Annotated in this window: 19 protein-coding genes, 1 pseudogene and 1 riboswitch; of the genes and pseudogenes, 19 read left to right on the top strand and 1 reads right to left on the bottom strand. The window is 50.7% G+C overall.

Features of this window, described 5'->3' with window-relative positions; all coding sequences use genetic code 11:
- Positions 1 to 50: 50 nt before the first annotated feature.
- The 9 genes from MCACP_RS12115 (at position 51) to MCACP_RS12075 (ending at position 9,309) form a co-directional block, all read left to right on the top strand.
- Positions 51 to 1,604, top strand: a complete 1,554-nt coding sequence (locus MCACP_RS12115) for a glycoside hydrolase family 26 protein (protein ID WP_406677003.1) — start codon at positions 51 to 53, stop codon at positions 1,602 to 1,604.
- 93 nt (positions 1,605 to 1,697) lie between these two features.
- Positions 1,698 to 3,596, top strand: coding sequence for an FAD-dependent oxidoreductase (locus MCACP_RS12110; RefSeq protein WP_406677002.1), 1,899 nt, complete (start codon positions 1,698 to 1,700; stop codon positions 3,594 to 3,596).
- Between the two features lie 50 nt (positions 3,597 to 3,646).
- Positions 3,647 to 3,789: riboswitch (molybdenum cofactor riboswitch) on the top strand.
- Positions 3,790 to 3,891: 102 nt separating this feature from the next.
- Positions 3,892 to 4,077, top strand: a complete 186-nt coding sequence (locus MCACP_RS12105; protein ID WP_406677001.1) for a hypothetical protein — start codon at positions 3,892 to 3,894, stop codon at positions 4,075 to 4,077.
- A 13-nt stretch (positions 4,078 to 4,090) separates the two neighbouring features.
- Positions 4,091 to 5,320: a molybdopterin molybdotransferase MoeA gene (locus tag MCACP_RS12100; RefSeq protein WP_406677000.1), complete on the top strand. Its 1,230-nt coding sequence runs from the start codon at positions 4,091 to 4,093 to the stop codon at positions 5,318 to 5,320.
- A gap of 106 nt (positions 5,321 to 5,426) precedes the next feature.
- Positions 5,427 to 6,695 (top strand): molybdenum cofactor synthesis domain-containing protein, encoded by a 1,269-nt coding sequence (locus tag MCACP_RS12095; protein WP_406676999.1) that lies wholly within the window; start codon positions 5,427 to 5,429, stop codon positions 6,693 to 6,695.
- A gap of 54 nt (positions 6,696 to 6,749) precedes the next feature.
- Positions 6,750 to 7,721 (top strand): GTP 3',8-cyclase MoaA, encoded by a 972-nt coding sequence (moaA, locus tag MCACP_RS12090; RefSeq protein ID WP_406676998.1) that lies wholly within the window; start codon positions 6,750 to 6,752, stop codon positions 7,719 to 7,721.
- A gap of 47 nt (positions 7,722 to 7,768) precedes the next feature.
- Entirely contained in the window at positions 7,769 to 8,272 is a 504-nt protein-coding gene (gene moaC / locus MCACP_RS12085; protein WP_406676997.1) for a cyclic pyranopterin monophosphate synthase MoaC, read from the top strand.
- Positions 8,257 to 8,703 (top strand): MOSC domain-containing protein, encoded by a 447-nt coding sequence (locus tag MCACP_RS12080; protein WP_406676996.1) that lies wholly within the window; start codon positions 8,257 to 8,259, stop codon positions 8,701 to 8,703. The genes moaC and MCACP_RS12080 overlap by 16 nt, the downstream gene beginning before the upstream one ends.
- Positions 8,704 to 8,775: 72 nt before the next feature.
- Positions 8,776 to 9,309, top strand: coding sequence for a MogA/MoaB family molybdenum cofactor biosynthesis protein (locus tag MCACP_RS12075; RefSeq protein ID WP_406676995.1), 534 nt, complete (start codon positions 8,776 to 8,778; stop codon positions 9,307 to 9,309).
- Positions 9,310 to 9,396: 87 nt separating this feature from the next.
- Here MCACP_RS12075 and MCACP_RS12070 read toward each other — a convergent pair whose 3' ends face one another.
- A complete protein-coding gene (locus MCACP_RS12070) occupies positions 9,397 to 10,824 on the bottom strand; it encodes an NAD-dependent succinate-semialdehyde dehydrogenase (protein WP_406676994.1) in 1,428 nt (475 codons plus the stop codon).
- Positions 10,825 to 11,056: 232 nt separating this feature from the next.
- Between MCACP_RS12070 and MCACP_RS12065 the strand changes: the two genes are divergently transcribed.
- From MCACP_RS12065 to MCACP_RS12020, 10 genes and pseudogenes are all read left to right on the top strand, one after another.
- A complete protein-coding gene (locus MCACP_RS12065) occupies positions 11,057 to 11,800 on the top strand; it encodes a GntR family transcriptional regulator (protein WP_406676993.1) in 744 nt (247 codons plus the stop codon).
- Between the two features lie 12 nt (positions 11,801 to 11,812).
- The gene (locus MCACP_RS12060; RefSeq protein ID WP_406676992.1) at positions 11,813 to 12,565 is read left to right on the top strand and encodes an HAD family hydrolase; all 753 of its coding nucleotides are present in this window, start codon (positions 11,813 to 11,815) and stop codon (positions 12,563 to 12,565) included.
- Positions 12,566 to 13,027: 462 nt separating this feature from the next.
- Positions 13,028 to 13,795: a helix-turn-helix transcriptional regulator gene (locus MCACP_RS12055; RefSeq protein WP_406676990.1), complete on the top strand. Its 768-nt coding sequence runs from the start codon at positions 13,028 to 13,030 to the stop codon at positions 13,793 to 13,795.
- A gap of 956 nt (positions 13,796 to 14,751) precedes the next feature.
- Positions 14,752 to 16,030, top strand: a pseudogene (locus tag MCACP_RS12050) (IS110 family transposase).
- A 127-nt stretch (positions 16,031 to 16,157) separates the two neighbouring features.
- Complete coding sequence (locus tag MCACP_RS12045) at positions 16,158 to 16,280, top strand: hypothetical protein (protein WP_406676989.1); 123 nt, start codon at positions 16,158 to 16,160, stop codon at positions 16,278 to 16,280.
- A gap of 97 nt (positions 16,281 to 16,377) precedes the next feature.
- The gene (locus MCACP_RS12040; protein WP_406676988.1) at positions 16,378 to 18,801 is read left to right on the top strand and encodes a pyruvate formate lyase family protein; all 2,424 of its coding nucleotides are present in this window, start codon (positions 16,378 to 16,380) and stop codon (positions 18,799 to 18,801) included.
- Between the two features lie 38 nt (positions 18,802 to 18,839).
- Positions 18,840 to 19,805 carry a Gfo/Idh/MocA family protein gene (locus MCACP_RS12035; RefSeq protein ID WP_406676987.1) on the top strand — a complete coding sequence of 322 codons (966 nt, stop codon included), beginning with the start codon at positions 18,840 to 18,842 and terminating at the stop codon, positions 19,803 to 19,805.
- 143 nt (positions 19,806 to 19,948) lie between these two features.
- Positions 19,949 to 20,833: a dihydrodipicolinate synthase family protein gene (locus MCACP_RS12030; protein WP_406676986.1), complete on the top strand. Its 885-nt coding sequence runs from the start codon at positions 19,949 to 19,951 to the stop codon at positions 20,831 to 20,833.
- 174 nt (positions 20,834 to 21,007) lie between these two features.
- Complete coding sequence (locus MCACP_RS12025; protein WP_406676985.1) at positions 21,008 to 22,984, top strand: FAD-dependent oxidoreductase; 1,977 nt, start codon at positions 21,008 to 21,010, stop codon at positions 22,982 to 22,984.
- A gap of 324 nt (positions 22,985 to 23,308) precedes the next feature.
- Entirely contained in the window at positions 23,309 to 23,734 is a 426-nt protein-coding gene (locus tag MCACP_RS12020; protein ID WP_406676984.1) for an ABC transporter substrate-binding protein, read from the top strand.
- Positions 23,735 to 23,945 lie beyond the last annotated feature (211 nt).

The raw sequence follows: 23,945 nt of genomic DNA, 5'->3' as shown, positions 1-23,945 counted from the left end.
TAAAGGGCCCGAGCCGGAGGGGGTAACAATCATCGAAAGGAAGAAAACTGGTGCGCAACTGGACCTGGCTTGTTTTCCTGATGCTTTTTCTCCTGGCCCTGGGCAGCGGGCGCCTGCAGCAACAGCCGCTCGTTGCCGGCAATATCCCCGGTAGCTGGAGTATGACACCTGTTGATAATGAAGCCCGGGAATGGCAGGAACTAATAAATAAATATGATGGTTTCAGTTTAAATTATCCTGCTGACTGGCAGCTGGAGATTATCCCTGGGGTGGCAACCATCCTGGCTAAACCCGGTTACGCCAAATTATCTATCTTCGCCCAACCCTTAGGAAAAATCAGTGCCGAGGAATACGTTCTTTACAGCAACCGCAGTCTCCAGGAAGGATGGGGCAGCATTAAGCTCCAGGGCCAGCAGCTGTTAAATATCCGGGGCTACCATGCCTGGAGGTTTGAGTGGACGCGGCAGCAACTGGGCGCCGGGGATTTAAACTATTACTTCGAATATGACCTGGTCGCCGGCAAAACCGTCTATACTTTTATGCTTAAAAGCAACCAGGCCAATTTTACGGCCGCGGTGCGGGATTTAAACCGGATTATTCAGAGCTTTAACCCCCTGCCGCCGCAAGGTGTACCTGCCCTGCCGGCAGCGCCGCCGGTCCAGCGGGATATCGCAATCGAAGGCCGGCGTCACCGCCTGGTGATCCCGGCGGATAAAACCATGTGGGGCATCCTTAACCCCCACAAGCTGGGGCGCCTGGAATATTTTGAAAAACTTCTACCCCTGGAAAAGGAGCTTGACTTTAAATTTCAATTTCTCATTACTTATGCCGCCTTTGATACCCGCTTCAACTTTGAAGAATTAAAGAAAATCTACGATGATAACCGCGTGCTGATGGTTGCCCTCCAGCCCTGGTGGTACGGTAAAAAAGATGATACCTCCCTCATCGACCTCATCCAGGGCAAGTATGACAATATTTTGCGGGAATGGGCGCGGCAGTTTAAAGCCCTGGAAGACCCCGTTTTCGTCCGTTTCGGCAACGAGATGAACGGCGACTGGTCCACCTGGTCGGCCTGGTACTACGGTAAGGATACGGATATTTTTAAAATGGCCTGGGAGCATGTCTATCGCCTCTTCAAGGCGGAGGGGGCGAATAATGTCCTTTTTGTCTTTAACCCCCACGACCGCTCCTTTCCCAACTTTAAATGGAATAATTACCTGCTCTATTACCCGGGGGATCAAACCGTGGACTGGATCGGCCTGACGGGCTACAACAACGGCACCAGCCATGCCGCCGACACCTGGCGCGGGTTTAATGAAATCTATGAGCCCTTGTACCGCGAGTATATGCATTATTTCGGGAAGAAGCCCTTCATGATTACCGAGTTCTCCAGTAACGAAGTGGGTGGCGACAAGGCGGCCTGGATTCGGGAGTGTTTCCGGAGCCTGGCGCTACGCTACCCCAATATTAAGATTGCCGTGTGGTTTAACCAGGTGGACGGCAAGTGGCTGTACAACCTGGATTCTTCGCCCCGGAGCCAGGCGGCCTTCAAGGAGGGCCTGCAGGATCCCCACTACCGGTTCCAGGCGGTGATCCCCCGGTAGGCCGGCTTCGTTCGCGTGGTAGCGGGATTTAAAATAGCCCTGAAAAAGGTGTGGACTTGATAAATGCTGGGCAAAAGGAAATTGTTTCTTTTTTTGAGCTTCATTTTGCTTTTAGCGGTCCTGGTGGGGTGGCGCCTCTGGCCGGGGCGGGTAGCTGCTTTTGAGCGGGCCAGGTATTATTTAACCATATGGCGGGCCTGGGCCGGGCAGGTAGTTGCCCAACAGGCACCCGACCCGGCTGCTTTTCCACCGGCGCCGCCGCCGGTTGACGGGGCGAGTTACGACGTTCTAGTGGTAGGTGGGCAGCCGGAAGGAGTGGCTGCGGCCATCTCGGCCGCCCGCCAGGGGGCGAAGGTCCTGCTGGTGGAAAGGCGCGACGGCCTGGGCGGCCTCTTTACTTACGGCTGGCTGAACTTTATTGACATGAATTACGGACCGAAACACGAACTGCTGACCCGCGGTACTTTTCTTGATTTCTACCGCCAGGTGGGAGGCAGCATTTTTGATGTCGCCGAGGCTAAAAAGGTCTTCCTGGCCATGGTGGAGCGCTACCCCAACTTGGCTTTAAGCCTGAATACTGCTTTTAAAGCGCCCATCCTGGAGGGCAATAAACTGGTGGGCATCAGAGCCGTCAAGGACGGCCAGGAAATGACCTTCTACGCCGGCCGGATCATCGACGCCACCCAGGATGCCGATGTTGCCGCCGCGGCCGGCGTTCCTTATACGGTAGGCGCCGAGGATATGGGCGAGAAAGACCGGCGCCAGGCCGTGACCCTGGTCTTTCACCTGGGAGGGATAGACTGGGCGGCCCTGGAGCAGGCCGTCAAGGGAGGCCAGATCAAAGACGCTAAGATATCCGACCGGGCCGCCTGGGGCTTTGCCGACATTGGCGCTGCCTACCAGCCCTCCACCTCGCGCTTGCGGCTGCGGGGCTTAAATATCGGCCGCCAGAATGACGGCACCATCCTCATTAACGCCCTGCAGATCTTTGGTGTCGATGGACTGAGCGAGGCTGCCAAAACTGAAGCCATGGAACTGGCCCGGAAAGAACTGCCGGCTATTACTGACTTCTTGCGCTCCCGGCTGCCCGGTTTTGCCGGGGCCAGGCTCCTGGGGGCGGCCCCGGAACTTTATGTCCGGGAAACCCGTCACATCAAGGCCCTTTACCAGCTGGACCTGAATGACGTCCTCTTTAACCGCTATTTCCCCGATGCCATCGCCCTGGGGTCCTACCCCGTGGATGTCCAGGCCACTTCACCCCAGGATACGGGTTACGTTTACGGCCGGCCGGAAGTCTACAGCATCCCCTTCCGTTCCCTGGTACCCCAGGGGGTCGACAACCTCCTCGTTGTAGGGCGCTCGGCCGGCTATACCCACCTGGCTGCCGGCAGCGCTCGGGTAGTGCCTATAGGGATGGCTACCGGCGACGCTGCCGGGGTGGCAGCCGCTTACTCTTTGAAGGTGAATAAGAATTTCCGGGAACTGGCGGCCAGTCCCCGGGATATCAAAGCGATCCAGGATCTCCTGGTGAAGGCCGGCGCCTATCTGAAGGACTACCAAATCAAAAATCCTTTGAGCGATCACTGGGCCTTTGCCGGCCTGCAGTTCGTCAACCGGTGGGGACTGATTGTCGCCGGTTATAATAACGACTGGAAACTGGATGCCCCGGTCAACCAGGCAAGCTTTTACTATATGACGGCCAATGCCTTAAAAAGGGCAGCCGGCCGGGGGGATCTGGTTGCCGCCAAGTCTGCAGCCCTACAGCCCTATCTCGAACGGAAACCTTTAACGCGGGGCAATGCCGCCCGTCTTCTCCTCACCTACCTGGGCGAGGACGCCGCAGCTTTAGACCCGGCGGCGGCAGTGGCCCGGGCCGGGGCCAGGGGCCTTCTGCCCCTGGATAAGACGGGAAGCGATCCCCAGGGAATAGTAACCGGAGCGGAAGCCTACTACGCCACCGAGAGGCTCTGCGCCCTGGTGGGTAAAAGGTAAAGCTATAATTACTGCTTGCTTCCTGCTTCTGGTTATGCTACAATAAACATAACTGCATATACCTCCGAGCCAGTAGGCCTAAGGTTTTAAGGCTATGGCCGCTGGCCTCCTGCCTGCTTGCCAGGCAGCGACGGGGTAGGCGGGGAAACCTGCCTGCCTCCCGGAATGGGAAAGGAGTTTCCGGTAACTTCAGGCACCCTTCCGGGTGCCTGTAAATTTTTGGGACCAAAAGTGAATAATAGCCGGCTCTAAGAACTTAATGAATATAGAGACGAAACTCTGGGAGGGATATTTTATGGTTGACCGGGAAGCTGTTCGGGCAGCAGTAAAAGAAGCGGCGGCTGATCATGGCGGCAGGCTGCCCTGCGCGGTGGCCCAGGAAGTAGCCCGCCGCTTGCAGGTGCCCATGCGTGAGGTAGGACAGGCTGCCGACGACTTAAAGATAAAGATTGTCCAGTGCCAGCTGGGGTGTTTCGAATAGCAGGTGGATATGGATGGAACTCTTTCAGGTGGTAACTTTAGCAGAAGCACGCCGGATGCTTTCCCGCTACTGGCCCCTGCCGGGACGGAAGGAAGTGAGCTTACCCCTTCTTGCTGCCCTGGGGCGCGAACTGGCCCGGCCGGTGGTGGCGAAGGACGACGTTCCCGGCTTTACCCGCGCCACCATGGACGGATATGCCGTCCGGGCAGTTGATACCTTCGGGGCCAGGGAAAGCGAACCGGTAATTTTACACCTGGTAGGAGAGGTAGCTATGGGGCAACCGGCGGCAGTCACTGTTGGCCCTGGCCAGGCGGTGGCCGTAGCTACCGGGAGTATGATCCCTGCGGGTGCTGATGCTGTAGTAATGGTGGAAAATACAGAAATTCTTGGCGAGGGCAGGGTCGCTGTTTTTAGACCCGTAGCCCCGGGGCAGGACCTGGTGCGCCGGGGTGCCGACGCCCGCGCCGGTACCTGCGTTCTCCCTGCCGGCCGTACTTTACGACCCCAGGACCTGGGGATCCTGGCCGGTCTGGGGGTAACTCAGGTAACGGTATATGAACCCTGGCGGGTCGGCATTCTGGCTACCGGTAATGAAATCGTTTCTCCCGATGCTGATCCCGGACCCGGGCAGGTGAGGGATATTAATTCCTACACCCTGGCCGGACTGGTCAGGGAGTGTGGCGCTGAGGCCGCCCTGTACGGTATTGTCCCCGATGATCTGGAAGAGCTCACCACCATGGTGGGAAAGGCTCTGGCGGAAAATCATATGGTGATTCTTTCCGGCGGCAGCTCCGTAGGCACCCGCGATTTAACCGTCCAGGTCCTGGCCGACCTGGGACAGCCAGGCCTTCTCTTCCATGGCGTGGCCATCCGCCCGGGCAAGCCCACGGTGGCGGCAGTGGCGGGGGATAAGATGATTCTGGGCCTGCCTGGCCATCCCGTTTCGGCAGTAGTCGTTTTCAGGGTCTTAATCGAACCCCTGCTGCGCTACGGGAGCTACGATCATCTCATGGCGAAGGGAACGGTAACGGCGAGGTTAAGCCGGACAATTACTTCTATTCCCGGCCGTGAGGATTATATCCGCGTCCGCCTGGATAAAGGCCCCGACGGCCTCCGGGCCGTACCGGTACCCGGGGGCTCGAGTATGATCTCATCCCTGGTCCAGGCCGACGGCCTGATAACCATACCTCTGGAGGAAGAAGGCCTGGAAGCCGGTACGATGGTAGAAGTTAAATTATTTTAGGTGCCCCGGCAGTTAGCGGCTTGCTTAATCCCGTCTTCTATAGTGCGTGAAGAGGAACCGGAGAGGGGATTATGTTCTATTAACCCCGGGAAGGAAGGGTTGGTAATTGGCACGCAAGGTCTTTGTCACCAGCCGTCCCTGGCAGGAGGCCCTGGAGGAATTGCTGGGAGCTTTAAGGGCCAATGGCTACCTGGACGGGCTGCCTGCTGAAGAAATAGACGTCACCAGAGCTCTGGGCCGGGTGACGGCAGCACCGGTCTATGCCGTCATTTCTTCACCCCACTACCCGGCGGCGGCCATGGATGGGATAGCTGTGCGAGCGGAAAAGACCTTTGGTGCCAGCGAGGGGGAACCCCTGGAGCTGGCCCTGGACCGCGAGGCAGTGCTTGTCGATACGGGCGATCCCTTACCGGAGGGCTTTGACGCTGTTATTATGATTGAAGAGGTGGTCTTTAAAGATAAGGCAACGGCTGTCATCAGGCGCCCGGCTGTACCAGGGCAGAACGTCCGGCCGGTGGGCGAGGACATCATGGCCGGCGAGCTGCTGGTGCCGGCCGGCCATGCCCTCACCCCCTATGACCTTGGAGGCCTCCTATCTGCCGGAGTAACGAGGGTGGCCGTCCGGCCGCGACCGCGGGTAGCCATCCTGCCCACGGGGACGGAGGTGGTGCCGCCAAACCCCAACCCGGCTCCCGGCCAGATCCTGGAGTCCAACGGCACCATGCTGGCCGGCCTGGTCGTACAGTGGGGGGGTGAGCCGCAGGTTTACCCCATAACTCCTGATGATTACCAGCTCTTAAAGGAACGCCTGGTGCAGGCCGTGGCGGAAAGCGACCTGGTCCTCATCAATGCCGGCTCATCGGCAGGGCGGGAGGACTATACCGCCAGCCTGGTGGCTGAGCTGGGGCAGGTGTTGACCCATGGGGTCGCCACCCGGCCCGGGAAGCCGGTAATCCTGGGTATAGTCGAGGGTAAGCCGGTGATTGGCGTACCCGGCTACCCGGTATCCGCCGCCCTGTGCGCGGAACTCTTTGCCAGGCCCGTTATCTATTACCGCCAGGGCCTGGAACCGCCCCGGCGGGAGCGGGTGCAAGCCGTCCTGGCCCGTAAAATCTACTCTCCCCTGGGCCGGGAGGAGTTTGTCCGCGTCCGCCTGGAGAAGGAGGGGGACAGGCTGGTGGCCTTCCCCACCTCCCGCGGTGCCGGCACCATCATGGCTCTGGCGCGCGCCGACGGTATTGTGGTGGTTCCCCGCCTGGCCGAGGGCTTTGCCGCCGGCCAGGAAGTGACGGTATATCTCCTGCGGCCGCGGGAAGTCTTTCTAAAAGAAAGTCCACCCGGGGGATCAGCGCCTTCAAACACAGCTATAACTTAGAATAACAAACCGGTATAACGAAAGAGCCATTTCCCGAGAAAAGAGGGAAAACCGGTGGAAGATACCTTTCGCCGCCAGATAAACTACCTGCGCATTGCCATCACCGATCGCTGCAACCTGCGCTGCCGCTACTGTATGCCCGCCACCGGGGTGCCATTAAAGAGTCACCAGGACATCCTGCGCCTGGAAGAGATTGTCACCCTGGCGCGGGTGGCCGGCAGCACCGGGATTAACCGCATCCGCCTCACCGGGGGCGAGCCCCTGGTGAGGAAAAACGTGGTGACCCTGGTGCGGGAACTGGCTAAACTTCCGGCCATCAAAGAGGTTTCCCTGACCACCAATGGCATCTTCCTGAGCGGCCTGGCCAGGCCCCTCAAAGAAGCGGGCTTGAGCCGGGTGAATATCAGCCTGGACACCTTAAAGAAAGAACGCTACCGCTATATCACCCGCCGCGGCAATATCAGCAGCGTCTGGCAGGGCATCCGCGCCGCCCTGGCCGTGGGCCTTACACCGGTAAAACTCAATGTTGTCGTCACCCGCGGCTTTAACGACGACGAGATCCTGGATTTTGCCCGGCTGGCTCGAGAAGAACCCCTGCATATCCGTTTTATTGAACTGATGCCCATTGGCGCGGCTGCTGCTTCTGCTGGCGGTTATATGTCCATGGACGAGATTAAAAGCCAGATCAGCCGGGTCTATCACCTGGAACCTTTAGCAGACCTGGTAACCAACGGCCCTGCAGTTAACTTTAAAGTGGCCGGAGGCAAAGGCAGTATCGGCTTTATCAGCGCCATGTCCAGTCACTTTTGTCACCGCTGTAACCGCCTGCGCCTGACGGCCGACGGAAAGCTGAGGCCCTGCCTCTACTGGGACGGGGAAATAGACATCAAAGGGCCGTTACGCGCCGGGGCAACCGAGGCGGAACTGGCGGCTATTTTTGCCCGGGCTGTGACCTTAAAGCCTGCTGCACACCACATGGAAACCGGCTGGCGCCAGCCACGGGTCATGTCCCAGATCGGTGGCTGAACTTGCGAAGCGAGAGATGTCAGCAATTTAATGGAGGAAGTATCAGTATGAGCGGGACCCTTACCCACCTTGACGCTAAAGGGCAGGCGCGTATGGTCGATGTCAGCGCCAAGACCGTTACCGAACGGGTGGCTGTAGCCAGGGGGCGGGTACTGATGAGCAAAAACACCCTGAACCTTATCCTGGAAGGAGAGATGCCCAAAGGTGACGTCCTGGCCGTGGCCCGGGTGGCCGGCATTATGGCCGCCAAGAAAACGGGGTCGTTAATCCCCCTCTGCCACCCCTTGTCCATCAGCGCGGTAAGCGTCGATTTCCGCCCTGACCGGGAAAAGGGAATCCTGGAAATTGAAGCCCGGGTAAAGACCACCGGTCAGACCGGTGTGGAAATGGAAGCTCTGACGGCGGTCAGTGTGGCCGCCCTGGCCATTTACGACATGTGCAAAGCCGTCGAGCGGGGCATGGTTATCGATAACATCAGGTTAGTCGAAAAATCGGGAGGCCGCAGCGGCCACTTCCAGCGGGAAGGGGAGAAACCATGGGACGCATCGTAGCCGTCTGCACCTCGGCCAAAAAGGGTGAGCGTAAAAAGAATATGGGCCGGGGCATGCTCATTGCCAACCACGGCCTGGAGGGCGACGCCCATGCCGGCCCCTGGCACCGCCAGGTGAGCCTGCTGGCCGTGGAAAGCATCGCCAAGATGCAGGCCAAAGGCCTGAAAGTCGGTCCCGGCGACTTCGCCGAGAACCTGACAACGGAGGGTATTGACCTGGTATCCCTGCCGGTGGGTACGAAACTAAAAATCGGCGACCGGGTCCTGGCCGAGGTCACCCAGATCGGCAAGGAGTGCCACAGCCGCTGCGCCATTTATCGGCAGGCCGGCGACTGCGTTATGCCGCGGGAGGGAATTTTTGTGGCCATCCTGGAGGGCGGCCCGGTCCAGGTGGGTGACCGGATCGAGGTAATCGGTCCGGGAGCGGAGTGAGGCGGAAAAGCTTTTACAATAATAAGTATAAGCAGAGATGGGGTTAAGTATTGCTTAGGTGGTGGAAGAATAATGCTTAAGAAAGACACGGGGATTGCTAACGAAGCACGGGTTCCTGCCTTCCGGATAGCTATTCTAACAGCCAGCGACAAAGGTTCCCGAGGCGAGCGGGAGGATAAGAGCGCGGCCGTCATCCGGGAAATGGTGGCGGATCTAGGCGAAGTGGTGGCCTATGCGGTCGTTCCCGACGAGCGCCGGCTCCTGGCCGCCAAATTGCGGGAATTTTGCGATGTGGTGGGAGCCGATCTCGTTCTCACTACCGGGGGCACGGGCTTCAGCCCCCGGGATGTGACCCCGGAGGCAACCAGGGATGTAATCGAAAGAGAAGTTCCGGGGCTGCCGGAGGCCATGCGGGCCGCCGGCCTCAAAATCACCCCCCAGGCCATGCTTTCCCGGGCTGTAGCCGGCATCAGGGGGAAGACCCTCATCATCAATTTACCCGGCAGCCCCAAAGGGGTACGGGAAAACCTGGCGGCAATACTGCCGGCCCTGCCCCACGGCCTGGCCATCTTAAAGGGCGAGGCCGGCGAGTGCGGGCAGGCATAAGGGTGGTCACAGCCACCTTGGGTCATAAAGAAGCCCCGCCCTGCCAGGCGCATAGCGGGGCTTCTTAACTTTGATATAACAGTATGTTTATAGTAACGTCATGCGGATATGCTTTAAAGCCAGGTATTCATTGAGGCCGTGATGAGACAATTCCACCCCCAGGCCGCTATCCTTCCAGCCGCCGTAAGGGAAAGCCACCTCACCGCCGGTTACATTATTAATCCCCACCGTACCGAATTGCAGGCGTTCAGACAGGACAAAAGCCGTCTTGAGGTTACTGGTGTAGACGTAAGCTACAAGGCCGTAAGGGCTGTCGTTGGCGAGAGCAACGGCTTCATCTAAATCGGAAAAACTCATTACGGGAGCCAGGGGGCCAAAAGTCTCCTCGGTCATAACCCGCATTTGATGGTTCACATTGGTTAACACCGTGGGCATAAAGAAGTAGCCTGGCCCGGCGTTCTCCGGTCGCTTACCGCCATATACCACCTTGGCCCCTTTATCGACAGCGTCCTCGAGGTGAGCCAGGGTTTTTTCTAACCCTTCTGCCGTAGCCATGGGACCGAGATCCACATCCGGGTCGCGCAACCCGTCGCCGATGGTCATCCTGCTTACCCTGGCAAGCACCTTTTCAAGGAAGGTATCGGCAACGGCCCGGTCGACATATATCCTGTTAATGGCGTTGCAAATTTGCCCCATATTACGGAAAGAACGGTAGACCGTACCCCGCGCGGCGGCTTCAAGGTCGGCGTCCCGGCATACAATAATGGGGCAATTGCCGCCTAACTCCAGGGAAATCTTTTTGAGGTAAGGTGCCGCCAGACTCATTATTTGTTTCCCGGTTTCCGTAGAACCAGTAAGTGTTATTTTTTGAACGACCGGACTGGATATGAGGGCTGGACCAATCTTGGCGCCGGAACCCAGTAAGATATTGATTACGCCGCCTGGTTCCAGGCAGCTGTTTAGCAGCCGGACAAATTCGCAGGTAGCCAGGGGGGTATTGCTGGCAGGCTTGACGATTATAGTATTGCCGGCAGCCAGGGCCGGGGCTATTTTCCAGGCGGCCAGCGATACAGGATAGTTCCACGGCACAAAAGCTGCTACCACACCCAGAGGCTGCCTGATTACCAGGCTCCTGGTGTCACTTTTATTGGTAGGCAATATTTCACCCAAAACCCGCTGCCCTTCTTCGGCATAATAATCCAGGGCTTCAGCGGCGGCCTTTACTTCTCCCCGGGCTTCAGCCAGGGGCTTGCCCTGTTCCAGGGTTAAAAGCCTGGCAATAGCTTCAACGTTAGCCCTAACTTCAGTAGCGGCCTTATGTAGCATTTCCCCCCTTCTGGCAGGGCTGGTATTCGACCACTCCTGGTAGGCTTTACCAGCGGCGTTAAGTGCGGCCTGGATTTCAGCATCACTTGCTTCGGGTAAGGTACCGACGGTTTCCAGGGTGGCGGGGTTGATGATTGGTTTTTGCCTCTTGCTGGAACTCTCGTAAATGATCTCACCGTTAATCAACATGAAAGCATTATGTCCTGGCAAAGTTACTTCTCCTCCCTCTGGTTATGTTTATTTAAGCATAACGAATATAAATGCTAATGTCAACATGTAAATACATCATCTTGACAGAAAAATTTTTTGGGGGCAGGAGGAATTTCGATAAAAATGTAGAATATATTAAGACGTAAACACAACATGATATCAGGGTAAGTTATTTTTCCCAATAATTTTTTTGTTAAAGGTAGGGAAATTAATGCCTGTTTCCCAGGGTTTAAACATGGACCCCCGCATACCCCTCTACTACCAGCTGATGCAGCTTTTTCGCCAGCAGATCGAGGAAGGAGAATATCAGCCGGGAGATTCTTTTCCTTCTGAGAATGAGCTATGCGAGCGTTTTGGCGTCAGCCGCCCGACGGTGCGCCAGGCCCTTAATGAATTAGTTAGGGAAGGGTTGCTGCATCGCGTCAAAGGGAAAGGTACTTTTGTATCAGCGCCGAAAATCCAGCAGGATTTTATGCAAAAGCTGGTCAGTTTTACAGAAGAGATGGAACAAAAGGGTTTAAAAGGCACCACCAGAGTATTGTCCTTACAGGTCGTGGCTGCTTCCAAAAGTGTCGCAGCCCATTTGTCCCTGGCCATTGAAGAACCTGTTTTCCAGTTAGAAAGGTTAAGGTTTATCAATGATGAGCCCATAGTAGTGGTGACCACTTATTTGCCCCAGAAGTATTGCCCGAATCTCATCCAGCAGGACCTGAATAACCAGTCCTTATATAAAACATTAGAGGCACAATATGGTATCCGTATTTCCAGAGCCCGGCGCATCCTGGAGGCAATAGCCGCCACGGAAGAATACGCCAAATTGCTGGAAATAGAAGTAGGGGCTCCCATCCAGCTATCAAGAACTGTCGCCTGGGACCAGTACAACCGGCCCATTGAATTTTCTATCGCCCGCTACCGTGGCGACAGGAGCCAGTTTACTATTGATTTGATAAGGTAAAAAGGAGAGCTTATGCCTGCACTGAGATGTGGCAGCAAGATAATCGAGTGCGAGGGAGTTATCTTTGATAAAGACGGGACCCTGATTGACTCTTTTAAGATCTGGCCGAATTTAATAAAAGTCAGGGTAAAGATTTTACAAAGGGAAATAGGGTTTGATAATGAAATGGCCAGGCTTTTAGAAAAAACCATGGGCCTTGACGAAGGGGTGATTATTCGTCGGAGTCCCATCGTCGTAGGGTCGCGGGAGCAAACAGCAGCAGCAGTAGCCACCATGCTTTATGTATATGAAGGTATTCCCTGGGACACAGGCATGGAAAAAGTAAAACTGGCTTTTGATTTCTGTGATCAGGACATGGGGTTGGCGGGTCAAGCCGTGCCGATGCGTGGGGTCCGGCAAACCCTAAAAAGACTTTTTGCAGCCGGGTTCAAGATTGGCGTCGCTACGAATGATGATATGGAACGCACCCATGCTATAATGAAACATGCTGGTTTGGCTCCTTATATACATGCTTATGCATGCCGTGACGAAGTCACGAGAGGCAAACCTGCTCCCGAGCTTATATACCTTATCTGTGAGCGACTGGGATTAGCAGCTGGACGATGTATAATGGTAGGTGATTCACTTCTGGATATACAAATGGGGATAAATGCTGGAGTTTATATGTCTGTAGCCGTTTCAACGGGAGCTTTAATTAAAAAAGAAATAGACGCTTCGAAGTGCATGATGATACATGATATTACAGGTATTGTACCAATTTTTTGATCATCAAGGAAAGGGGCGTTATGTGAGATTTTAGCTAAGACAAGGAACGAAAAAAGCAGAATAATAACTTAGTTGGAATGCAACAAATATAGCAGTAGTTAAAAAAATAACAGGAATATACACTTATTTTGAGTTTAAGGGTGTAATTTATGAACTTAAACTACCGCAAGAAGAATTAGAAGAGGGTTCTCGCAAAAACCTAAAGAGTAGGTAAAATAGGAAAAACAAACAGGAAGTGATTTCAATCTTTCCGGTCTCTAAGGAAAAGCAGACCCAGTAAAGCCCTAAATACAAATCTTTCTAAGATAGATGAGCGGGTGGGGCTACTTTCTGATTGGCGCATAGTTTCTTGCTAAAGGGGTAATCCCTAAAGGACGTGCGAGCCGCACATAATTAGTTACCGCTAGGCCTGGGGAGCAGTCTTACTAAAGCGCTTCTAAGCTTCCAAGGAAGAGATGTACTATGACAGTAAAACCGGCGGAAAAACCAACGATTGCGAAATCTATACTTTCACCCCGCGAACTGGAAGTAGCTTTATATCGTCGCATCAATTTAGGACGCAATGCTATTGCTGCCGTATTGAATCTTTCCCCTAATAGTATAAAGACTATATTGCGGAGAATAAATGATAAATTGGGATCTAATTGGCTTTATAATCCTAATATTATTTGGCCCCAGACCGAAACCTCGGTAAAGGATAAACTTTATGCAATTGAAGAAGATAATGATGATCCAGAAAATGGTTTATACTCTCATTTGAGAAAAGAGATAAAAGAGAGGATGAGGGGTAGGGCCATCTCTTTCAGGTTACTAGTGGAAAAAAATAAAAAAGGCCAGGATGTCTTGAATATTGGTGCTTCACAACGCTTGTGGCTTCGGCCAGCATTAATTGAATTAGAAAAACAAAAATATATCAAACTCATATCAGTGGATTGGAATGAAACCTTTGCTCCACCATGGCTACCGGTGGTTTACCATGGCCGGAGAGCTATCCGAGCTGCCATTTATGGAACTTACCATTACGATGAGGTTATGACCTACATCAAATTTTACCTGGAAAACGATCTTCAGCAATACCTTATGGAGATTTACCATCAATTATGCAAAGTACAATTAAATAGCAAAAAAAATTGTCAATATATACCTAACTTCTCTCAGTTGATGGCTCTCGTCGCTACGGACCTAAATATTCAGGGAAAAACAGGGGTGACAAATGATAGTACAGTTTAATATGGATGGGAGGGAAGAAGAACCAGAAGGTGATGGCAAAAAATACAAGATATATTATACCAACGATTAACGATGTCGCTTTGGTAACAATTATAAGCTATTAAGGCAAAAGCTCACGAAACTGAGCCAGGGCCACCATCCACAGGACCGAGTTATGGCGACGGGCTTGGGCCATGGTAACAAAAAGAGGAAACTCATAGCGGCTATCGGCATGGGTTAACTCATTAGCGGTGGAAGAAATCTAAAAAAGTACCGACGCTAGGCGTATTATGAGGTTCAAAACCTGAAAGTAGCCAGGGACCTTATCCCTTCTGAGCATTGAGACCCATTGCGTAACACCAGGAACCTTCAAACCAGTTATTAAGACCAAAGAACGCAGCAAGTCAACCGGATCAAACTCAGACGGGCGGCCAGAAGCATAATAACGAGATAATAAGAAGGAAGAAAAGGATGGCTAGGTCCAGATTAAGGAGACAGACCCCGGCCAACTGGGTGGAGAAAGACAACAACCTTTCCGGCTCCGAACGAGCTCAAGAAAGCAGTCTTTCCCGCAAGAACTGCTGAAAATCAGAGTGGCAGCGACAGGTAAGGAGCATAAACAAAACACTGCCTTAAATTGGGTATTGGAAAATACTTCATTCCCATTTTGGTGACGTTTGAAAAAGTCAAGTGCTAAAATTTGCCGTGTTAAAAACAATACAATTAAATCGCACACGTACTAAATCAGACGCGTATTTTCGGCACCTATTTCTCTCTATACCCCATAGGGGATGGAGAGAAAAAATAAAAGCCCTTCCTGAAGGGCTTGAGTACCAACGTTTGGGAGTTTCCGAGAACATACATTTTTAGAAGAGCATTCCTGTAATGAATTAAGGTAGGTGTTGCCAATAAAAAAGCCTCCTGGTAAAAAGAAAATAGACCAAAACAAACAAACCCACCAGGAGGCGAGAAACCGTATGAATGAGGTGCAAAAGAAATTACTGGTCCATGGCGATGTGATAATAGTCGGTATCGATGTAGCCAAACACAACCACTGGGCACGGATCTATAACCAAATCGAACTGGATGTGGTCAAACCCTTCAAGTTTCATAATAGCAAAGAAGGCTATTATCGTCTAGTGGCAAAAATGGAAGAAGCCAAAGAAAAAGCCCAGGCAACAAGGGTAGTAATCGGCATGGAACCCACCGGCCACTACTGGAAACCCTTAGCATGGTTTCTCCAGGAGCAGGGCTATACGGTAGTGATAGTCAACCCCTATCACGTAAAAAGGCGGAAAGAGGAAGTAGGTAACTCCCCCCACCAAGAATGACCGCAAAGACGCCGGGATAATAGCTAAAGTAGTTAAGGACGGGAACTTCCTCCACTGCCTTTTGCCCAAAGGAAAATATGCCGAACTAAGGAACCTGACCGTAACCCGGCGGCAGCAACGCCGGAAACTAAACAGCGCCTTAAACCAACTCCAGGCCATCCTGGACGAATACTTCCCCGAGCTAGGGCAAGTATTCAAAAACCTGTTAGGCAAAGCCGCCCAATGGGTGTTAAGGAACTGTCCCTTCCCCAGGTTAATATTAGCCTATAAACTCGAAGAATTAGCCGCGAAGCTAAAAGAAGCCAGTAACCACCGGGTAGGGATGAAAAGAGCCCAGGCCCTCTACCAGACGGCCCAAGAATCAATAGGAGTAACCGAAGGATTAACCGGAGCCCGACACAGGTTAAACGCCTGCCTGGACGAAATAGCCTTTTACCAGAAGCAGATCGAGGAAACAGAAGCAGCCATGGCTGACATCCTAGCAGGAATAGATATTGCAGGATATTTATTAAGCATCCCCGGTATAGGCCTGGTAACAGTAGCCGGCTTTTTAAGCGAAATAGGTGAACCCCGGAATTACGAGCACTGGAAGCAAATCCAAAAACTCGCCGGGCTAAACCTAAGCGAACAAAGTTCCGGGAAAAAGGATGGTCAAAGCAAGATATCCAAACGCGGGCGAGCCGAACTAAGGAACCTGTTATACCAGGCCAGCCTTACTCTGGTAGCAAAAAACCGTGAATTTAAAGCCCTGTACCACTACTTCCTGACCAGGTGGGAAAACCCGTTGAAGAAAAAACAGGCCTTAATAGCCATAGCCGTAAAATTACTGCGGGTGATGTACGGCCTGGCCAGGAAGAAAGAAAACTACGACCCCGACAAAGTATTAGGCGATTATCGCCGCGCCCAATTACAGCAAGCAGCTTAAAAATAAACCCCAAACACAAGGTAAAAAGTCTTGGGTGGGGGAAGCCTTAATCACCTCCATAAGGGCATAGACCCTGCATACAAGTACCAGGCATAACCCACCCGCCCTCAAAAGGCCGAACGAAGGAATGAAACAGGGCATAGACCCCGGGAGACATGATAGGGTAGCCGAGGGCCAGGAAGTGGTGAGGGTACTACCCAAGACTTTAAGATTAAGCCATCGTCTTGTTGTGGACGATGATGGAGCTTAGTCTGCCCTCTTGGACTTTATCATAAAAAATGAAAATCTAAGAGAGCAGGCGATTTAACGAGCTAGAAGCAAATTATTGAGATAGGAGGAGGACGAAAATGAGTGTAAGAACAACTTCATTAAAGGCTCGGTACAAGCCGGGGGGAGTTCGAACTATATGTTTGGATAGGTTAAGACTATATACGGAGTCTTACAAAAAAACAGAGGGAGAACTTGCTTGGTTAAGAAGAGCCAAAGCAATGAGACATTTCTGTGAAAATAGGCCTTTATGGATTTATCATGGCGAGAATTACGGCGAAGGCGAATTAATCGTGGGGAGTATCGCATCACAGTATCGGGGAGCCTCTGCTTATCCAGAGTATGCGGTGAAATATTATATAGATGAACTTGACGAGCAGCAAAAAAGGAAATATCGTCCCTTTGTCATAGATGAAAAGGAAAAGGGCGAGTGGATTTCACTTTTGAAATACTGGGAAAATAAGTGTGTTGATGATATAAAAACTGAACGACTAAAGAAGGAAGTTCCGGAAATATATGTTGCAAACAAGATTGGCTTAGGGTACCTGCACCATGAATGCGAAAGTCCTGCCATGTGCTGCGTTGACTACCAAAAGGTGCTTAGGATTGGCCTCAATGGGATCATTAAAGAGATTGAAGAAACTCAGGCAAGATTCCAAAAGGAAAATGATAATGAGAAGGTAAGCAAGCTGGAAGCAATGAAAATCTCCCTGGAGGCCGTCATTATTATGGCAAAAAGGTATGCGGAGCTGGCAATGGCGGATGCTGAAAGGTTCAGGGAGAACAATCCAAAAAGAGCAAAAGAACTGGAGAAGATTGCGGAAATTTGTGAAAGGGTTCCTGCCGAGCCTGCAAGATCTTTTTGGGAGGCTCTTCAATCCATTTTCTTTGTCCATCTAGGCCTCTGGATTGAATGCAATGGGCCAGTAATAAGCCTGGGCAGGCTGGATCAGTATTTGCATCCCTATTATGTGCGAGATGTAGAAGAAAAACGCATCATCTCCGAGGACGATGCCTTGGAGCTACTGGAATGTTTCCTTTTAAAAATAAATGAGCTTGAGCGTCTGCAGCCAATGTACGTTGCCGAAAATTGGCCTTCCCATTATCAAACCGTAACTATTGGGGGCATTGATCCGCAAACTGGAGAATATGATTATGAAAAAACAGGGTACCTGATATTGAAAGCCATGAAAAACATGAGAGTCCAGCAGCCGACGGTCACCATCAGATGGAATCCAAAACTTAAGACGGAGTTTCTCTTCGCTGCTTTGGACGTTGTAAAGGAAGGGATGGGGTATCCGGCATTCCAGGGTGATCCCAGGAACTTCCGGTGGCTGGCGGAAACAATGCCGAAATACTGCAGCACTCCTGTGGTTGTTCCCAAGGAGGATGTATATAACTGGGCTCCGGTGGGATGCGAAGAGACTGAAATCCCGGGCAAGACCAGCCCCATGTTATTAGGAAGAATTAATTTCTTGAAACTTCTGCAATTAGCTTTAAACAATGGAGTGGATACACTAACCGGTATTCAAGCCGGACCTGAGACAAAAACTGCTGAAGACTTCAAAAGTATGGAAGATATCTGGGATGCATATAAAAAGCAGTTCGATTACTGGATCGATATAATGAACAGGGGAACAAGGATCGTCCATGAAACCCATAACTTGGTGGCACCGTTGCCGTTCAGTTCCGCTCTCGTATCCGATTGTATAGGAAGAGGAAAGTTTGTCTTGGAAGGTGGTGCGATCTATGATTTCCCGGCTCCTTTGAGGGAGGATGGACGATATAACCATATGGGTTACGGGGTTGCAAATGCTGCTGACATGTTAGCGGTTATACAAAAATGGGTCTTTGAGGAAAAACGGTTTACGTTAAAGGAATTGATGGAGGCGTGTAAGAACAACTGGGAAGGAAAGGAAGATTTACGCAAATTTATCGTTGAACAAACCCCTCATTATGGAAATGATGTAGAATGGGTGGATAACCTGGCTCATAAAATTAATGAAATGTATCACAGCGGAAATACTATTGGAGGTATGTGGCATTCAATAGGTGCTCATATAACTGATGGCAGGTTGACCGGTGCTTCTCTTGACGGGAGACATGATGGGGACCCTGTGGCGGATGCCGGGGTTTCTCCGGTCCAGGGTATGGACAAAGCAGGCCCAACCGCTGTCATTAAATCTGCAGGCCGGTTTGATCCCGAAATTCGAAACTGGTGTCAGCTGTTAAATATGTGGTTGGATCCGGAGTGGTTTAGCTCCAAGGAAAAAATGATGAACATCCTGGCACTCTTAAAGGTTTATTTTGAAAAATCTATGTGTAATATGGTTCAGTTTAATGTAGTGGATGCAGCAGTACTGAAGGCAGCTAAAAAAGAGCCTGAAAAGTATCAGGATCTTATGGTCAGGGTATCGGGATTTAGTCATTACTTTGTAGACCTTACGCCCAGCATCCAAGACGAAATTATCAGCAGGACCGAACATAGATATCAAAAGATATAGTTGATAAACTTTTACAAAAGGGAGGTAAAATCAACAAAATGCCTAAAGTTGCCATTACAGGCGCGGGGTATGCTGCCCGGTATTACATTAGAGCATTAAATGAATTGGGGTATCCAATCGTAGGAATCACGAACAGGACAAAGGAAAGAGGCCTGCAATTGTCTAAGGAAGCAAATATTCCATTTTATGACAGTTGTGAACAGATGATGGAAGAATCTGGTGCGGAAATGATCATTATGGCGACAGCCACCTGCAATCATCTGGGTGAGGTTCAGGCAGCGGTCAAAGGAGGGGCGAGATGGATATTTTGTGAAAAGCCGGTAGGTACTGATCTGGCAGAAACCCGGAAAATCAGGGACATTTGTGAGGAGTATAAAGCTGTAATCGGGATCGGATATAAAATGAGATATGAATCCATATTTAAACAGGCAAAAGAAATGGTTGACAAAGGGCATATTGGTAAACTAGCTTCCATAACATTGAATTTTTTTCAACCGATACCTCACAGTTCCTGGTATCTGGATAATGGGGTCATCCTTGAAACACTTGCACATCCTATAGATTTATCCAACTGGTTTTCAAAAAGTGTACCCAAAGAGGTTCTTTGCAGTGTAGATAACCATCTTGGCGGGTTGAAGGAAGACCGCGCTTCCATAGTAATCAAATATGATTCCGGAATAACATCCAACATCAATGGTGGGTGGATTGCGGATTATCCGCACTTTCCCGGAAGGCACAACATTTGTTTTCAGCTTGTCGGCACGGGGGGATATATTTGTGGGGTACGCCCCAATAAGCTTATTTTATGTGATGAACAAGGATCTCATGTAATTCCTATGGATGTCGTGGATCCAATAAAATTGGAATTGCAGGATTTTGCAGCCTGTATAACGAATGGCAGCACACCATCCATCGGCATTGATGATGCTATTTTAGCGCAGATTGTCATCGATAGCGCGCTGAGGTCAGCCAGTTCAGGAGGTACTGTTGCACGTCCTAGTTAGTCAGGGGGCAACGCTACAGGAGCGTTCTTCGTTCCTGACAGGAACGACCCGTCTAACTCTTTGATAAACAATAATTGAGGTAATTACAGCAGTCGTTTGATGCTCATTGATTACAAGTAAATTATGCTAGGAGGAATACCTCAATGGCTGAACAAAAATTTAAAGGAGTAATAGTATCTGCACTCACCCCTTTCACCGAAGAGGGTAAAGTGGATGAGCTTGGGCTGGAGAGTCTTCTGGAATTTTTTATAAGTAAAGGGGTCAATGGAATATTAGCACTGGCGACGGCGGGACAGGGGCCCCTGATGTCTATAGAGGAGCGGAAACTTGTGGCACAAGTGATTCTGAATAAGTGCCACAACCGCATACCGGTTATGGTGCACGTGGGCGCTCTTACGACCAGGGAGACGGTGATACTGGCGGAACATGCATGTTCCATGGGAGCTGACGCAGTGGCATCGCTTCCCCCACTGTATATGCGTTTAGACATGGCATCCTATGAACAGCATTATCGCGCGATTTCTTCCGCGGTTTCCCCAATTCCAGTATTTGTTTATAACAATCCCTGGGCGCAAGGCCGTGCTTTAACGCCGGAGGAACTGCTTTCCCTAAATGAGAAAAAAATAATAAATGGCGTTATCGATTCATCTAGGGACTTAGGCAGTATTTACAAATTAATCGGGCATGAAGACCAGCTTACTGTGATTATTGCGGATACAAAATTATCCATGCCGGGTGTTCTTTACGGGTGCCCTGCATTAGCTACTGCAATCGGGAATGTTATTCCGGAACTGTTTGTGGAAATGTTCAATGCGGTACAGGAGAAAAATATTGAAAAAGCGGTAGAACTTCATCTGAAAATATTTAAAATTAGTGAGCACTTAAGAACACCCGAAAATGGCGCACTATATGAAGGATTGGCTGCACGTGGTGTTCCATGCGGAGTTCCCCGCTTACCGGTTCGCCGACCTTCCGAGAAAGAAAAAGAGATTATTCATAGCGTCGTAAAAGATTATAAGCTAGAGTAAACCGAACAAGCATCGCAGAGTGGTAGTGTCAAAAGATTTTGTCCGATGAATAATTTTTATCCTCTGGCAAAAATTATAATCTGCATCATTGAATTTCCGTCAAGGCTGAAATGAATGGGCTTTTAGTCCGACCTTGACAAAAATTCAGACGCAGATTGAATGGGGAGAATTTACATGGGTAAATATAAATATACAAAGCTTTTCGAGCCGTGGTTACTTGGGAAGGCATTGGTGCCGAACCGTATAGTTATGGCACCGATGGGAGCCCTTTTGGTGACCGAGGAAGGATTTATTAGTGAGAGAGCAATAAAATTTTATGAAGATAGAGCAGCAGGTGGAGCTGGGCTTATCGTGATTGAGAACAGCTGTGTGGAGTGGCCACGCGGCAAGGCGAATATAGCGCAAACCAGAACGGATACCTCCAAAGCTATTACCGGCCTGCGTGCATTATCCGAGCGAGTACAATACTACGGTTCACTGATAGCGGCACAACTCCAACATGCGGGAGGGCAGACAACGCTGGAGAGAACGGAAAACACTCAGCCCTATGCTGCGTCTGCTATACCGATGAAAGGGAAACTGATTCCAACTGAAATGACCAAGGACGATATCGCGCACGTCATCCAGTGTTTTGCGAGGTCCGCACAAATCACAAAACAGGCAGGCTTTGACTGTGTAGAAATCCACGGCGCTCACGGATATCTTGTATCGCAGTTCTTATCGCCGGTCCTAAATCACCGCCGTGATGAATACGGAGGTGATGCAAAAGGTCGAGTTCGGTTTGCGGTCGAACTGATTGACGCAATCCGGAAAACAGTTGGGACAGAATTTCCGATAATTTTCCGGTTTAATGGCAGTGACCGTGTTCAAGGCGGAGTAACCGTGGAGGAAACCCGATATATTGCACGTGCTCTTGAAGAAGCTGGTGTCAGCGCGCTTAGTATAAGCTCGGGATTAAACAGCCTGTCAAGAGATTGGGTCTTTCCCATAGAATTACATCCGCGGGGATGCAACGTTGAATTTGCATACGAAATTAAAAAGGCGGTAAATATACCAGTAGGTGTAGCAGGTCGAATTGATTCTCCCGATTATGCGGAAGAAATCATACGCGAAGGGAAAGCGGACTTCGTTGTTATCGGACGTCCTATGATTGCAGAACCTCAATGGGGAAAAAAAGCCTTTATGGGAAAGACGGATCAGATTCGTCCTTGCCTTTATTGTAACAACGGATGTACAAAACACCACCATAATAACTGGCGTTTGAGCTGCGATATCAACGTAGAAGCTGGTCGAGAACTGGAATGGCAAATAAAACCGAATGCAAGCCGATCCCTTCGCTTAGCGATAGTCGGAGGGGGCCCGGCCGGGATGGAGGCAGCCCGCCGTGCCAGGCTTCGCGGGCACAATGTGCAACTGTTCGAAAAAGAGGATCAATTAGGCGGGCAATTGAAGATTGCCGGAATTGCAGCGCACAAGAAGCGCATATTGGAGTATCTTCAATATATGAATCGGGAAATGAAACGACTGGGAGTAGACGTTCATTGCTCGACTCCTGTTACCCTTGATCTTATTAAGAAACTGGAAATAGACGGCCTAATAGTGGCAACTGGCGCAGTGTGTAAGCCTTTGTCCGATTTGCGCGTGTATGATGAACGTATGACGCGTAGTGCATGGGATGTTTTCCTCAATGGGATCGGGACTGCGAGAGAGGTGGCAATCATTGGAGGGGGACATGTTGGAGTGGACCTGGCGTTACATTTGACTTCATCTCAGAATCCTCCTTCAGTAAGAATTATTGAAATACAGCAGGAAATCCTGCCAGGGGCTGAACCCGGCACAAAAATGGCCTTATTAAGAGCGTTATATGAAAGGGGTGTAGAGGTATTCACTTCAGCAACTGCAGGGTTATCCCCGAATAAAGATAAAGTCGTGATCACCAGCGTGAATGGCGACAGTACATGGGAGCGGCCTGTAGACCTTATAGTTGGTGCCATCGGCGCAAATTCATACGCCCCCCCCGAATTCAGCGCTGAAAATCTGTTATGCCCGGTTATTTATGTGGGGGACTGCATTAAGCCCCGTGGTATTTGGGAAGCAACCCATGAAGGATCTTACGCAATTTTGCAGCTGGAAATGTTGAACAATATTTAAAAAGCCCCGGGGACACTTTGCTCCCAATCGGTTGCCTATTTTGCGAGGGAGACCATCATGGAGGGGCTAAGCCCCTCCATGAAACATAAATTAGGTGATAAACTCGCAAAAGTGGGTTATTATGATCCTTCAAAAACCACAAAGGTGGTGATGGTAAAACTATGCTATAAAAAGGAACGGTTTCGCTATGGTGCGAGTTCGCTAAAGCTTAAGTTGGAAAACATTTGTATGGCTTCCAGAACTTAATCGATTTCTTGCTGGATAAATTCCCTACCGCTTATGAGAACGTTTTTCTTGTTTTCGATAGTTTTTTCATAAAAGGATTTGATCTCTGTAACAGCTGCTGATCTTGAATCCCCTGTTTGGAAAGACTTTGCAAAGAGGCATTTAGAACTTGGCTATTTCCCCTATGGCTTCTCCGCAGAAATGTGGGATACTCTTCACCTAATCAAGATAGCAGCAGAAAAGGTAGGCCCGGAAGGTATAAAAGATCCAAAGAAATTTATGGATGCGCTCAAGAGTTCCTCATTTAAGGGTGCACTTGGAAGCACGCTTGGACCCTTCCGTGAAAATGGACTGCAGGAGAAAGTTACTGTTACTTTTGTTCAATGCGTTGATGGAGCGCCTGATTGGACAGATAAGGTTGATTTCCACTGGCAGCCCATATATAAATACGAGATCGAAAAACAGCTATCTTTGGAAGAAGCCTTTGAAGTATGGCCAAACCTTGCAAAGCGTTTAGGTGGGTAAATAAACTAGAAACATTTTGTTGATTTAAGTTCTGCTGCCATACTTAATACATGTTTGGCAGCAGAACTTAAATACTCAAAAAGGCGAGTGTTCAGAAAAAGTTGGATTAAATGTTAAGACCCCAAAATAAAACTTAATCACCTCCATTAGGGCATATGAACCCTCCATACAAGTACAAGGCATACCCCACCTGCCCTCAAAAGGCCGTACG

Source organism: Neomoorella carbonis, from assembly GCF_045278715.1.
GTDB lineage: Bacteria > Bacillota > DSM-521 > Neomoorellales > Neomoorellaceae > Neomoorella > Neomoorella carbonis.
The sequence above is the reverse complement of the archived record's forward strand: the minus strand, read 5'-3'. Positions and strand labels throughout refer to the sequence as shown.